12 protein-coding genes are annotated in these 14230 nt (G+C 57.4%); 3 read left to right on the top strand and 9 right to left on the bottom strand.

The window, feature by feature from the left end; translation table 11 throughout:
* Window positions 1-41 precede the first annotated feature (41 nt).
* Both VXJ35_RS00775 and VXJ35_RS00770 read right to left on the bottom strand, forming a co-directional pair.
* Window positions 42-674: a response regulator transcription factor gene (locus VXJ35_RS00775; RefSeq protein ID WP_064020087.1), complete on the bottom strand. Its 633-nt coding sequence runs from the start codon at window positions 672-674 to the stop codon at window positions 42-44.
* Window positions 671-3280: a PAS domain-containing protein gene (locus VXJ35_RS00770; RefSeq protein WP_064020086.1), complete on the bottom strand. Its 2610-nt coding sequence runs from the start codon at window positions 3278-3280 to the stop codon at window positions 671-673. The genes VXJ35_RS00775 and VXJ35_RS00770 overlap by 4 nt, the downstream gene beginning before the upstream one ends.
* Window positions 3281-3441: 161 nt before the next feature.
* Here VXJ35_RS00770 and VXJ35_RS00765 point away from each other — a divergent pair, with 161 nt between their 5' ends.
* Window positions 3442-4596, top strand: a complete 1155-nt coding sequence (locus VXJ35_RS00765) for a PilT/PilU family type 4a pilus ATPase (protein WP_054759524.1) — start codon at window positions 3442-3444, stop codon at window positions 4594-4596.
* Window positions 4597-4618: 22 nt separating this feature from the next.
* Here the strand turns inward: VXJ35_RS00765 and VXJ35_RS00760 are convergent, their stop codons facing one another.
* Genes VXJ35_RS00760 through lexA form a run of 3 tightly spaced genes read right to left on the bottom strand, consistent with a single transcriptional unit; the run spans window position 4619 to window position 5779 of the window.
* The gene (locus VXJ35_RS00760; protein ID WP_054759467.1) at window positions 4619-4942 is read right to left on the bottom strand and encodes a hypothetical protein; all 324 of its coding nucleotides are present in this window, start codon (window positions 4940-4942) and stop codon (window positions 4619-4621) included.
* A 45-nt stretch (window positions 4943-4987) separates the two neighbouring features.
* Complete coding sequence (locus tag VXJ35_RS00755) at window positions 4988-5137, bottom strand: hypothetical protein (RefSeq protein WP_157198033.1); 150 nt, start codon at window positions 5135-5137, stop codon at window positions 4988-4990.
* Between the two features lie 12 nt (window positions 5138-5149).
* Window positions 5150-5779 carry a transcriptional repressor LexA gene (gene lexA / locus VXJ35_RS00750; protein WP_064023307.1) on the bottom strand — a complete coding sequence of 210 codons (630 nt, stop codon included), beginning with the start codon at window positions 5777-5779 and terminating at the stop codon, window positions 5150-5152.
* Window positions 5780-6350: 571 nt separating this feature from the next.
* On the opposite strand from lexA, the gene ftsH reads away from it, so the two are divergent.
* Window positions 6351-8264 (top strand): ATP-dependent zinc metalloprotease FtsH, encoded by a 1914-nt coding sequence (gene ftsH, locus VXJ35_RS00745; protein WP_082880752.1) that lies wholly within the window; start codon window positions 6351-6353, stop codon window positions 8262-8264.
* An 85-nt stretch (window positions 8265-8349) separates the two neighbouring features.
* On the opposite strand, the gene VXJ35_RS00740 is transcribed toward ftsH, so the two are convergent.
* The 4 genes from VXJ35_RS00740 to hisC all read right to left on the bottom strand — a co-directional run bounded on the left by VXJ35_RS00740 (window position 8350) and on the right by hisC (window position 12280).
* A complete protein-coding gene (locus tag VXJ35_RS00740) occupies window positions 8350-9072 on the bottom strand; it encodes a cytochrome c1 (protein WP_054759463.1) in 723 nt (240 codons plus the stop codon).
* Between the two features lie 3 nt (window positions 9073-9075).
* Window positions 9076-10473: a cytochrome bc complex cytochrome b subunit gene (locus tag VXJ35_RS00735; protein ID WP_064020085.1), complete on the bottom strand. Its 1398-nt coding sequence runs from the start codon at window positions 10471-10473 to the stop codon at window positions 9076-9078.
* Window positions 10470-11069, bottom strand: coding sequence for a ubiquinol-cytochrome c reductase iron-sulfur subunit (gene petA / locus VXJ35_RS00730; protein WP_064020084.1), 600 nt, complete (start codon window positions 11067-11069; stop codon window positions 10470-10472). The genes VXJ35_RS00735 and petA overlap by 4 nt, the downstream gene beginning before the upstream one ends.
* A gap of 131 nt (window positions 11070-11200) precedes the next feature.
* On the bottom strand, window positions 11201-12280 hold the full coding sequence (hisC, locus tag VXJ35_RS00725) for a histidinol-phosphate transaminase (protein ID WP_064020083.1): 1080 nt from the start codon (window positions 12278-12280) through the stop codon (window positions 11201-11203).
* Between the two features lie 319 nt (window positions 12281-12599).
* Between hisC and hpnR the strand changes: the two genes are divergently transcribed.
* Complete coding sequence (gene hpnR, locus VXJ35_RS00720) at window positions 12600-14162, top strand: hopanoid C-3 methylase HpnR (protein WP_064020082.1); 1563 nt, start codon at window positions 12600-12602, stop codon at window positions 14160-14162.
* The last annotated feature ends 68 nt before the right edge of the window (window positions 14163-14230 follow it).

Here is a 14230-nt window from a genome sequence, read left to right as displayed (position 1 = left end):
TATCGCCGGGTCGAGTGCGGAAGGCGAGCAGATGGCTGGGGCTACGGCTGCCAAATTTGGGCGTCGTAATAGCGGATCAATTCCGCCGTGTTTTTGATTTGCAACTTTTCGCACAGCCGCGACTTGTACGTGCTGACGGTTTTGTTGCTGATCGCCAGTTCCTGGCTGATTTCGTTGATGCCCTTGCCGCTGGCCAGCAATTGCAGAATTTGAAATTCGCGGGCCGACAACTTCTCGTGCGGTTTTTTTGCGGCCTCGACTTCGTCGGCGAACACGATTTTCTCGGCCAGTTTCGGATCGATGAAACGCTGGCCTTCCGCAACCCTGCGAATTGCGGCCATCAGCATTTCCGGGTCGCTGTCCTTGGTCAGATAGCCGTTGGCGCCGGCCTTCAACGCCAGACTAACGATTTGCAGCTCGTTGTGCATGCTCAACACCAGCACCGGCAGCGTTGGGAACTCCCGCCGGATCCGGCTTATCGTCTCGCAGCCGCCCAGGCCGGGCATGTTCAAATCCAGCAGCACCAGGTCCACCGCGCTGCGCTGCAGGCAGTCCAGCAGTTGTTCGCTGTTTTCGGCTTCGCCGCTAATTTCGATGTCCGCATTCAGTGCGAACAATTGTTTGAGCCCGCTACGCACGATGGCGTGGTCGTCGGCTATGACCAGTCGAATCATAAAACGTATCTGTTGGGGGCGGCCGGGATTCGGACGCGAACGGCCGTGCCTGCCTCGGGGGAGCTGAGTATTTCGGTCGCGCCGCCCAGCATGATGGATCGCTCCTGGATGCCGATCAAGCCGAACGATTGGGTTTTCCTAGCGTCCGATGCGTCGAAGCCGCGGCCGTTGTCGAAAATTTCCAGACAGTAATGGCCGGCTTCGATGCCGATGCTGATTTTAACCTTATCCGCGGCGGAATGCTTCAGCACGTTGGTCAACGACTCCTGAACGATGCGGAATACCGCCATCGCGCATTCCTCGTCCATATCCAGCCCGTTTTCGGGATGGATAAAATCGCAAGCGATACCGGATTGGTCGGAAAATTTTTTGATTTGCCATTCCAGCGCCGGCACGATGCCCATCTCGATCGCCGACGGCCGCAACGAAGTTGCCACGTCGCGGGTGACTTCTATGGTTTTGTCCAGCAAGACCATCGTATCCTGGATTTTTGCCGCCAGCTCGGCGTTGCCGCCGGCAAACCGCAGCCGCATCAACGAAATTTGCATGCGCAGCGCCGTCAGCATCTGGCCGAGTTCGTCGTGCACTTCGCGGGCGATGCGCTTGCGCTCCTCTTCGCGGGCCTTTTCGCGGCGGGCGTAGAGGAGCCGCAACCGGGAACGCGAGTGCTCCAGATCGCGTTCGATCTCCTTCAGCTCGGTAATGTCTTGAGACGTGCCCACCGCGCGCAAGAAGCGGCCCTGGCTGTCGAAATCCAGTTCGGCCCGTTCCCGCAGCCACTTGAGCTGGCCGTTTACCAGGATGCGGTGCTGGATATCGAAAATTGCGCCTTTCATTGCCGCTTGCCAGGCGGTGTCGACGAAGTTTCGGTCTTCCGGATGTACGCAATCGAGGAAATGTCGATAGGTAACGGCGGTTCCTGCTGGTGTGCCGAATATCCGGTAATTTTCGTCCGACCAGTGCAACGTACTCAAATCGCTATCCAGGCGCCAACTGCCAAGATGAGCCTGCGCTTGTGCGTGCGCCAAATGGGCTTCGCTGTCGCGTAAGGCATGCTCGATGGTCTTGTAGCGGGTCACGTCGATATTGACGCCGACGATTTTTTGCTGCTCGCCGTTGGGGCTGCTGCCGACGATGGCGGCCGCCTGGATGTAGCGCAAACTGCCGTCGCTTTGGCGGCGGATGCGGAATTCCCAATGTTGTTCCCGTTTGTGGTGGATCAACTTGCGCAGCTTGGCTTTGCAGCGCGGCAAATCATCCGCGACAACCAGTTGTGCCCAAACGTCGTAATCTATCGGCGTGCCCTGGGCGATACCGAATATCTGGTACATCCGCGCATCCCAGTCGGCTTGGCCGCTGCCGATGTCCCATTCGCAAATGCCGATGGCCGAGGCCTGGGTGGCCAGGCGCAAGCGCTCGCTATAATTGCGCAGCGTTTCTTCGGCGATGCGTTGCTCGGTTATGTCCCTGGCCAGGCCGGTGGTGCCGAGCACTTCGCCGTTTTCGCCGATGACCGGCGACTTGATGGTTTCGGTCCAGGTTTCGCGGCGGCCGTCGAACGCACGCTCGGTGAGCTGGATTTGGCGGCGGTTTTGCATGACCTCCCGGTCCACCGCCTGGTAATGTTCGGCCAGCTCGCGCGGCCAGATGTCGTAATCGGTAATACCGTTCAGCGCGTGCAGTTGATTGACGCCGACCGCCTGCAACCAATGCTTGTTGGCTTGCAAGTAGCGGCCGTCGCGGTCTTTCATCCAGGCCAGAAACGGCAGGTTGTCGTAGATCGCCCGCAGGCTGGCTTCCGATTCGCTGACCCGTTTTTGGGCGCGCTTCAATTCGGTCACATCGGTAACCAGGACGAAAAAGCCGATGACCCGGCCGTCGGCATAGTCCGGCAAATACGCCGCCTGGGTATAACGCTCCCTGCCGGCAACATCGACGATGGTGCGTTGGAAATACTGCGCTTCCCCCCGCAGTACCGCGTCCAAATACGGTTTGTTCAATTCATATAACTTATCGCCGATCACTTCGCGGATGTGTTTGCCGAGCATGCTGCTCGGCGTGAAACCGAACCACTCTTCGTAAGCGGTATTGCCGAAGCGGTTGCGCAAATTGCAGTCCCAGTAGCCGATCATGGCCGGCATGTGGTTTAGAACCGTGCTCAAATTCGGACTGTGCTCCAATAGTTCGACGGCGGATTCCGCTGCCGGCGCCGGGCTCGGCGCGCGAGGCGAAAACAGCAGCAGGTAGGCTTGGCCTTGCCGGCTGTCCAGCTTGCGGATTTTCAAGGACAACGCCATGCTGGAACCGGCAGTATTGGCCAGACACAGCGCGATTGCGGGCGCAGGCTCAGTCCCGGCCGACCGTAGCAATTCGGCGACGGCGCAACGCTGCATCCGGTCGGGGTAATACAGGCGGGCGTGCCATTCGCCGGCGCGAGGGGATTCAGAACCGGCCAGCTCGAACAATGCTTCCGCGGCCGGATTGGCGTAGAGGATATGCCGGTCGGCCCCTAGCACCAGCGCGGCGTCGTCGATACTAGCGACGATGCCGTACAGCCAATCGATTTCGGCATACGGGTCATTCAGCTTGAATCGGGTGCGGGGCATGGCGGCGGCGGCATTGCAAAAAACGCAAGGATAAACGAGTAATCGGCGGCGATGGCAAAGAATTTCTCGGCGCGAGTCGGCCAACCCGGTATTTTGGCGGACTTCACTTGTCGGCCGATTGGCCTAAACTTTAGGTATTTTTCAACGCGAGATTGGCCGGTATGGAATTTAGAGACTATTTGAAAATCCTGGTGCAGCACGACGGTTCCGATTTGTATTTGACGGCCGGCGCGCCGCCGGCTGCAAAATTTCAAGGCACCTTGAAGCCGCTGGAAAACGTCAAGCTGACTCCGGAGCGGATCAGGCAGATTGCCGACAGCGTGATGGACAACGAGCAGCGCGCCAGTTTCGAACACGTACCGGAGATGAATCTGGCGATTACCGAAGAGGGCATCGGCCGATTCCGGGTCAATATTTTCAAGCAACGCAATTGTTATGCGTTGGTGATCCGCAATATCAAGGTGGATATTCCGAATGCCGACGTTTTAGGCTTGCCGCAAATTTTGAAAGACAAAATCATGGAAAAGCGCGGCCTGATTTTGTTCGTCGGCGGCACCGGTTCCGGCAAATCGACCTCGCTGGCCGCCTTGATCGATTACCGCAACAGCAATTCGTCGGGCCACATCATCACCATCGAAGACCCGATCGAATTCGTTCACCCGCATAAGCGTTCGCTGGTCAACCAGCGCGAAGTCGGCGTCGACACGCTGAGTTACGAGGACGCATTGAAAAACACCTTGCGCCAGGCGCCCGACGTGATCCTGATCGGCGAAATCCGCAGCCAGGAAACGATGGAACATGCGTTAGCCTTTGCCGAAACCGGACATTTGTGCCTGTCGACCTTGCATGCCAATAACGCCAACCAGGCGCTGGATAGGATCATCAATTTCTTCCCGGAAGAGCGCCGGCCGCAGTTGTTGATGGACTTGTCGTTGAATTTGCAGGCCTTCGTTTCGCAACGTCTGGTACCGACCATCGAAGGCAAGCGGGTTGCGGCAATCGAAATCCTGTTGGGCACAAAATTGGTCAGCGATTTGATCCATAAAGGCGACATTCACGCGATCAAGGAGGCGATGGAAAAGTCGGAAAACGTCGGTATGCAGACCTTCGACAGCCATCTATTGAAGCTGTACAAAAGCGGCGTGATCTCACTGGAAGAAGCGATGCGCAATTCCGATTCGCCGAACAATCTGAAATTGAAAATCAACTTGAGCGAGGGCTTGGGTTCGGCGACCAAACCGGCCGGGGCGCTGGGCAGTCTGGCTTTGGAAGAAATCAGCAAGAAGGAAGGCGAGGACGGCGACGAAGGCCATTGATGCCGGCTGTCTCTCGGCCGCGTTACGGCAAATCTTCGAGATTCAGCATTTTATAAACGGCGTAGGCCGGTTGTTGGTAGGGATGGCAGGCTAGCAGGGTTTGCACGGCGGCTTTGACAACCTCGTCTGCGCAAACCATTTCCACCTTGTACTCGGCAACGGTTTCCAGCCGATCGATGGCGCCTAAATACGGCTCGCTACCGGATAACGGGCGGAACTGGCCCTGGCCCAGCGTCTGCCAGCAGCAGCGGTCGTAGTCGCCGAAACGACCGGCGCCCAGCTCGAACAAGGCGTGTTTAATGGCTTCGACATGGCTGGCCGGCGCGTAAAAACAGAGTTTATACATTGCGCGCCGACCGTTGGTAGCGAATCCCGCTATCGGCAACCCGCATCAGCCGGCCGCCAGCAAAAATACGCCCCACAATACAATCACCAGCGTGATTTCCTCGATCATATTCAGCGCCGCCTGGCGGTCGGCACGAATGTGCATGGCTAGTTGGTTGGCTTTTTGGTCTCGCATATGGACTGATTGACGCGGCATAACGTTTCCTCATTAATGGTGGTGGGTGTAACTCCGCATTTGCCCAACCAATACGCCTTGGATTTCCACTTGCTCGGGCTTGTAGCGCATGGCCTGCATCGTGGAATTGGCGGGTATCAGCAAGGTTTCGTGCGGATATTGCTCGATGAACTTCAACGTGGCTTCGGCTTTGTCGACCAAGGCCACGACAATCTCGCCGTTACGGGCGTGGCTGCGTTGTTCGATGACGACCCAGTCGCCGTCGAAAATGCCTTCCTCCAACATCGAATCGCCTTTGACCTGTAACACGTAACAGGACTTGCCGGTTTTCAACTGCTCCGGTACCGCCATGTAAGCGATATTTTCGATGGCTTCGATCGGTTTGCCGGCGGCGATGTAGCCGACGAACGGCAATAGGTCGGACTGCTCGGCCGGTTTGGCCATGGCCTTGGCGTATTCGGTCAAACGGATGCCGCGCTGTTTACGCTCCGGCGCTTCGACCAGGTTGGCGTCGATCAAAGCTTTGATCTGGCTGTGCAGCGAACCGCGCGATTTCAAACCCATCGCCGTGCAGAGTTCCTCCAGCGTTGGCGGATGGTTGAACTGTTCCTGGTTTTGCAGCAGGAAGTCGAAAATCTCTTGTTGTTTACGGGTCAGGCTCATTTTTTGTTCTGTATTTGTTTTGAAAAAATAATACATACAAAACAAATTCAAAACAAACATTTTTTTCAGTTCCCGCGAAATGTTGGTTTTGTCGTAAATCCGCCCGAAAACCGCGCGACAGGCGACCGCAACGTTGTCGTAACCACTACAAAACATCCCTATACAAGGCCCGCCACAGCGAAAACGCACCAACTTGGTTCATATTTGCCCGTTTTTGCAATTCCCGCGCGATACCGTATGCGGCCGGATCGCTCAAACCGGCCGGCACAGTGCATCGATGCCTTATCCGCAGCGATTGTCAGCCGCGCCATAGCGGAATCCGCTTGTTCGAACCCTATTCCGGCACGTGGCAACGAAACTGTTTTCCGCGAATAACTTACCGACTGCAACGCCCTGGCCGTGGCGCATTGTCGTCGCCGATAGCGCCAAAGGTAGGGAGTTGTTAACGGAATATGCACCAATTCTGCACTTGGACTGAAATTTGCTTGATTTGGATAAACAATCGACGATTTAGTAGGTCGGCTGTTTTTCCGCCGCGACTGCGGCTTGCATCCTCATCGGGAGGCTTATCATGAAAAAAATCCTCATCCCACTGTTCGTATTGGCCGGCGTTGCCATTGCCCTGTTTGCCGCCTTCGACCCCACCTCGTCCGCCTACCGCAATCAAAACGACGAGTCTTATTCCGATTTCATTCTCGACGTCCGCAGCAAGTCGGTCGCCGAAGTCGTGATCGACGGCCGTTCCATTCGCGGCCGGCGCCATAACGGCAGCGAATTCAGCACCTACAATCCGGGCGATATGCGCATGATCGACGATTTGCTGGAATACGGCGTCAAAATCAAGGTCGAGCGTCCGGACAACGAAACCAGCTTTCTGCAAATTTTCTACTCGTGGATTCCGACCTTATTGTTGATTGCGGTCTTGATTTATTTCATGCGCAAGCAGCAAATGGGCGCCGGCGGCCAAAACGCCTTCGGCAAAAGCCGGGCCAAATTGATGACGGAAGACCAGGTCAAGGTACGTTTCGACGACGTCGCCGGCGCCGAGGAAGCGAAGCAGGACGTGGCCGAGTTGGTGGATTTCTTGAAAGATCCCGGCAAATACGAAGCGCTGGGCGGTAAAATTCCGCGCGGCGTGTTGATGGTCGGACCGCCCGGCACCGGTAAGACCTTGATTGCTCGCGCTATTGCCGGCGAGGCGGGCGTGCCGTTCTTCTCGATCTCGGGTTCCGATTTCGTCGAAATGTTCGTCGGCGTCGGCGCGTCCCGTGTGCGCGACTTGTTCGATAACGCCAAAAAACGCGCGCCTTGCATCATTTTCATCGACGAAATCGACGCGGTCGGCCGCGCGCGCAGCAGCGGCAACATGGGCGGAACCGAAGAACGCGAACAGACTTTGAACCAGTTGTTGGTGGAAATGGACGGTTTCAGCGGTAACGAGGGCATTATCGTCATCGCCGCCACCAACCGCGCCGACGTGCTGGATAAAGCCCTGCTGCGGCCGGGCCGCTTCGACCGCCAGGTGCAAGTCGGCTTGCCGGATATCAAGGGTCGCGAGCAAATTCTGAAAGTGCATGCCGCCCGGGTGCCGCTGGCCGCCGATGTCGATATCAACGCGCTGGCGCGCGGTACGCCCGGATTCTCCGGTGCCGAATTGGCCAATCTAATCAACGAAGGCGCTTTGTTCGCCGCCCGCAACAACCAGCGGGAAGTGACGATGAACGACCTGGACAAAGCCCGCGACAAAACCATCATGGGCGCGGAAAAACGCACGATGATCATGAGCCGGGAAGAACTGTTGATGACGGCCTACCACGAAGCCGGACACGCCATCGTCGGCCGGCTGGTGCCGGAGCACGACCCGGTTTATAAAGTCAGCATCATGCCGCGCGGCGGCGCCTTGGGCATCACAATGTTCCTGCCGGAACGGGACCAATACAGCGCCAGCAAGGCGAAACTGGAAGGGCAAATTTCCAGCCTGTTCGGCGGCCGGATTGCCGAGGCTTTGATTTACGGCAAAGATAAAGTCACTACCGGCGCATCCAACGACATTCAGCGCGCTACCCAACTGGCGCGGAACATGGTGACCAAATGGGGCTTGTCCGACCGCTTGGGGCCGATGGATTGCGGCGATAGCGACAGCGGCTATTTCGGGCCGCAGGCCAAACCGATGTCCGAACAAATGGCCTTATTCGTCGATAAGGAAATCCGGCGCATGCTGTCCAGCAACTACCAACGCGCCGAAACCATTCTGAAGACGCATATCGACATTCTGCACAACATGGCTCAGGCTTTGTTGGATTGGGAGACGCTGGACAAAGGCCAAATCGACCAATTGATGGGCGGCAAAAAAATTGCCCCGCCCAAGGCGGTGCGCGATCCAGCCAAAACCGGTAAAACCAGTATTGCCTGGAGCGATCCGGGCTCGGCCGGGCCGCTGCCCGGAGTGCCGGCCTTCGGCCGGACTCCGTTCCAGGGCGATTAGCGCTGGCGGGCTGGTCCGAAATCAAAGCATAAAAAAACCGGTATCGGTGGCCGATACCGGTTTTTTGCGGTCTGGGAGCCGACGCTTAGTGCACGTCTTTCCAGTATTCCTTCTTCAGCAAATAGGCCAAGACAATGAACATGAAGATGAAAAACAACACGTATTTACCCATTTGCTGCCGTTCCAGTTGCACCGGTTCGCCGACGTAGACCAGGAAATTGACCAGGTCGTTGACCAATTTGTCGAACTCTTTCGGCGACAACTGCCCCGGTTGTTCCAAACGTAAGCCGGTAACCACGTCCTGGCCTTCGACTTTATGGATTTCCGCCGCTTGCGAGCCCTGCAATTGCCAGAACACGTTAGGCATGCCCACATCTTTGAAAACCGCGTTGTTGACGCCCAACGGCTTCGACGGGTCGTTGTAGAAACTGCGCAGATAGCTGTAGAGCCAGTCGGCGCCGCGGGAGCGGGCGATCAGCGATAAATCCGGCGGCGTGGTGCCGAACCATTTTTCCGCATCGTGGGCGTTCATCGCCGAATGCATTTGGTCGTAAATGCCGGCGCCCAGCGGCGCGACATTTTTCAGGATTTCCGCTTCGTCCAGTTTTAAATCCAGCGCGATGCGTTTGTAGCGGATGTGTTTGGCCGAATGGCAACCCAAGCAATAGGTGACGTAATGTTTGGCGCCGCGTTCCAATGACTGGATGTCGCTCAGGTCAATATCGGCGCTGTCCAGTTTGATGCCGCCGCCGCTGGCCAACACGTTGAAAGGCAGCAAAAACAAAAGAGTGTAGAGTGTCTTTTTCATGGCTTAGTCCAGGCTCTTTTTCAGGTTTTTTGCGAAACGAATCAGCACGGCTTGTATACCGGGCCAGTTCGGGCCTTTTTTCGGAATCGTACCGCCCAAATTATCGGGAACCTGACGGACTGCCACCACTTCTTCGATCAACGCCTTGACTGCCGGAATCCGGTCTTCCAGCGTCGGTTGCGGCGTCAGATGTTCCGGCACCGGCTTGGTTTTTTCCCAACGGGTATATAACGGCATCAACAGGAAAAAGCCGAAATACACCGCGGTGAATACCCGCGCCACCATCGTCGCGCCAGGCGTGGCCGGTTGCGTACCCAAATAGCCCAGACCCAGGAAGGCGATGACGAACAACAGTACCGCTTTTTTGAACAAGCCGCCGCGGTAGCGGATGGATTTGACCGGACTGCGGTCCAGCCAAGGCAGCATGAACAACACGACGATGGCGCCGCCCATGGCGATGACGCCGGCGAATTTATCCGGTACCGCGCGCAAAATCGCGTAGAACGGGGTGAAATACCAGACCGGGGCGATATGCTCCGGCGTTTTCAGCGGATCGGCCGGAATGAAATTGGCGTGCTCCAGGAAGAAACCGCCCAGCTCCGGCATGTAGAAAATCACCGTGGCAAAGAAGAACATAAACACGCCGACGCCGACGATATCCTTGACGGTGTAGTAAGGGTGGAACGGAATGCCGTCGATCGGGTTGCCTTTCCAGTTCAGGTTTTTCTTGATCTCGACGCCGTCCGGGTTGTTGGAGCCGACTTCGTGCAGCGCGACGATGTGCAGGAACACCAGGATCAGCAACACCAGCGGCACGGCGATGACGTGAAAGGCGAAGAAGCGGTTCAACGTCGCATCCGATACCACGTAGTCGCCGCGAACCCACAACGACAATTCGTCGCCGACCACCGGAATCGCGCTGAACAGCGAGATGATCACCTGCGCGCCCCAGTAGGACATTTGGCCCCAAGGCAGCAGGTAGCCCATGAAGGCTTCCGCCATCAGGCAGACGAAAATCAGCATGCCGAATATCCAGATCAGTTCGCGCGGTTGCTTGAACGAGCCGTAAACCAGGCCGCGGAACATGTGCAGATAGACGACGATGAAGAACGCCGAGGCGCCGGTGGAGTGCATATAGCGCACCAGCCAACCCCAGTTGACGTCGCGCATGATGTATTCGACCGAGTCGAACGCCAGTTTGGCGTCCGGTTTGTAGTTCATCGTCAGCAGAATGCCGGTGACGAACTGGTTGACCAGTACGAACAGCGCCAGCGAGCCGAAGAAATACCAGATGTTAAAATTTTTCGGCGCGTAGTAATGCGCCATGTGTTCGTTCCACAAATCGGAGAGTGGAAAGCGCTCCAACAGCCAGTCGCTGTATTGATTCATTTTTTGCTTCATGCTGCTCTAGCCTCGCTGTCTTCGCCGATGACGATCAGATTGTCTGTTTCATACCGGTAGGGCGGTATTTCCAGATTGGTCGGCGCGGGAACGCCGCGGAACACGCGTCCGGCCAAATCGAACCAGGAGCCGTGGCAGGGGCAGAAGAAACCGCCTTTCCAATCGTTGCCCAAATCGGCGGGGGCGATTTCCGGGCGGAAGGTGGGCGAGCAGCCCAAATGGGTACACAGGCCGATCGCGACAAAAATTTCCGGCTTGATCGAGCGCACCGGATTTTTGCTGTTTTCGGGCTGCAGAGATTCGTTGGAAACCGGATCGGCCAGTTTACTGTCCAGCGTGGCCAGCGTCGTCAGCACTTCCGGGGTACGGTTCAGGATCCATACCGGCTTGCCGCGCCAAGCCACCCGGATCAACTGGCCCGGTTCCATTTTACTGATGTCGACCTCGACCGGAGCGCCCGCCGCCATGGCTTTGGCGCTGGGCTGCATTTGCGAGAGGAAGGGCACCGCCAGATAACCGGCACCCACGGCTCCAACCACCGACAGCGCCGAGGTCAGAAATTGGCGCTTTGACGTATCGACGCCTTCTTGATTCATAGAACATACTCCTGTTGCGTGACGATGTATTTTTTAGAGCTACATCAATTTTTATAATTGTTCGGCAAATATACCTTACTGGCCCTGTTTATTAAAACTGTTATTACGCCGGGGCTGCGGCGCCTGCCGGCCTAGGCCAGCGCGGCTTTTAAGGCTTGCAGAAAGGCCTGGTTTTCTTCCGGTTTACCTATCGTCGCCCGCAAGCAGTTTTCCAACATTCCGCCCTGCGGCGACAGGTTCTTGATTAGCACGCCTTGCTGTTTCAAACCGGCAAACACCGCATCCGCCGGCTTGGTTAACGTCCGGAATAGAATGAAATTGGCCGCACTGGTATAGGCCTTGACCGAATCGATCGCTTGCAAGGCTTGCATCACGACGCCGCGCTGTTCGCGAATCAAACGGGTTTGCTCCAACAGAAACTGCGGATGCTCCAGCGCGAAACCGGCCGTAGCCTGAGTCAGACAGTTGATGTTGTAAGGCAGGCGGACCTTGTTCAGTTGTTCCAGCAAGGCCGGAGGGCCGGCCAGAAAGCCCAGCCGCAAACCGGCCAGGCCCAGCTTCGATACCGTGCGCATCACCAATAAATTATCGTATTGCGCCAAGCGTTCGATGAAGCTGGCGTCGGCGAACGGCGCATAAGCTTCGTCCACCACCACCAAGCCCGGCGCGGCGGCCAGGATCGCTTCGATCGCCGCCGGGTCGAACAGGTTGCCGGTCGGGTTATTCGGATAGGCCAGGAAAATGACGGCCGGCTTTTCGGCTTCGATTGCGGCCAGCATCGCCGGCAAATCCAGATCGAAACTTTCCGCCGCCAGCGGCACGCCCCGGTAACGCAACCCCAAACTCAGCGCGATTTGCTTGTACATGACGAAGCCGGGCTCGGGCGCCAACACGGCAGCGGTGTTGGGCAGGGCCATCAGCAGGATTTGAATGATCTCGTCGGAACCGTTGCCGAGCAGAATGGCAGATGCTTCCGGAATAGCGTTGCTGCGCCGCAGCGCGTCGGCCAAAACTTTCGCCTCCGGGTCCGGATAGCGGTTCAGCGGGCAGGTTTTCAAATGTTGCAGCCAAGCCTGTTGGATGTCATCCGGCCATGAATAGGGATTTTCCATCGCGTCGAGTTTGATGTAATTGCTGGCGTCGGCGACATGATACGCCGACATCGCGAGCACTTCGCGGCGGAATAGGGTTTCGAGCGGTGGGAGCGGCATAGTGTCAAATCCGGCGGAATTGGAAGGGCGGCATCGGCGATAACCAAGGCAACCGCGGGGCAAAAAAGTCGGCGGATTTTAACAAAGCGAGGGACGAAAGCATAACCTTGCAAACCAGCCATCCAGCGTCCCCGTTGACGCGAACCGCCCGCGGCGGCGCGGGCGGAAATGCGGCGCCATTCTAGCACCGCCGGTCTCGGCTTGGCAAAAACGCGGCGTGGCCGAATTTCGGGAAAGACTCCTTTTAGCTGCCGGCTTTGCCCTGCGGCGAAATTTGGCATAATCTGAAGTTCCCGCAGCCGCCAACAGAGAGTCGCCGATGAAATTTCTGGCCGTGCACCCTAGCCCGCTGATGTATACCAAAGTCTTTCTGCGCCTGGAGCCTTTGGGCCTGGAACTGATCGCCGAAACCGCACGCCGCTACGGCTGCGAAACGCAGTTGATCGACTTGCAAGTCGAGCCGGCGCCAGCCCTGTTCCGCCTGGTCGAAGCCTGGCGTCCGGACGTCATCGCGATTTCGCTGAACTATCTGGCCAACGTGCCGGAAGTCGTCGACTTGGCCAAAGCCTGCAAACAACGCTTGCCGCAGGCTTTTATCGTGGTCGGCGGCCATAGCGCGTCGTTCATCGCCGACGAGTTGCTGGAACACGGCGAGGAAGCCATCGATGCGGTACTGAAGGGCGAAGGCGAATCCGGCCTGCCCTTGCTGCTGGAGGCAATCGAAACCGAACGCGCCAATGTCCACGCGGTACCCGGCGTAGTCACCACTCAGGGCCAAGGCCCGCAACCCAGCTTCGTCACCGACCTGAACCGAATTAGCCCGGCGCGCGACCTGCTCAGGCACCGCAACAAGTATTTTCTGGGCATGCTGGACCCGTGCGCCTCGATCGAATTTTCGCGCGGCTGCCCCTGGGATTGCAGCTTTTGCAGCGCCTGGACCTTTTACGGCCGCAGTTACCGCACCCTGCACCCGGACAAAGTGGTCGAAGAAGTGCAGCGGGTGCGCGAGCCGGGCCTGTTCATCGTCGACGATGTCGCCTTCATCCAGGAGAAACTCGGCCTGGAGATCGGCGAAGCGCTGGCGCGCAAGGGCGTCAAAAAGGAGTATTACCTGGAAACCCGCGGCGACGTGCTGTTGCGCAACAAGGACGTATTCCGCCTGTGGAAGGAACTGGGTATGGCTTATATGTTTCTCGGCATCGAAGCCATCGATTCCGAGGGCTTGGAGCGGTATCGCAAACGCATCGACTTGAGCCGCAATTTCGAAGCGCTGGAGTTCGCCCGCTCGCTGGATATCAACGTGGCGATCAACATCATCGCCGATACCGACTGGGACCACGAACGCTTCCGCGTCGTGCGCGAATGGTGTAAGGAAGTGCCGGAAATCGTCAATATCAGCATCAACACGCCTTACCCCGGCACCGAAATCTGGCTGACCGAATCGCGCAAATTATCCACGCTGGACTATCGCCTGTTCGACATCCAGCACGCGGTCATGCCGACGCGGATGCCGCTGGAAGAGTTTTACGCCGAACTGGTCGAAACCCAGCGCATCATGTTTACCAAACATATGGGCTGGAGCGCGATCCGCAAATTCGGCAAATCGGTCGGCCGCATATTAATGCGCGGCCAGACCAACTTCGTTGGCAACTTGTGGAAATTCGACAAGGTGTTCAACCCGGCCCTGCAACTGGCCGACCACCGCATGCCGGTCAAATACGCGATGAAGCCGCCCGGCAACGGCGACGGCAAACGCGGCAAATCGTTGTCGAAGTCGCTGTACGTCCACCAACCGCTCGGCCGCGCCGGCCGGCAATTGGACGAAGCCTCCGAACGTTTCGTCGACCAAAGCCGCGGCGCCGAGCAAGTTACCGAAGGCTAACTGACGGCGTGGGGATGCGGGCAAAACGCCCGCGAACCGGGATTGCGTCTACTATTTGCCCAACCCGT

Origin of the sequence: Methylomonas sp. DH-1 (genome assembly GCF_046097555.1) — a bacterium.
GTDB classification, from domain to species: Bacteria; Pseudomonadota; Gammaproteobacteria; order Methylococcales; family Methylomonadaceae; genus Methylomonas; species Methylomonas koyamae.
This window is presented reverse-complemented; position numbering and strand designations above follow the sequence as displayed.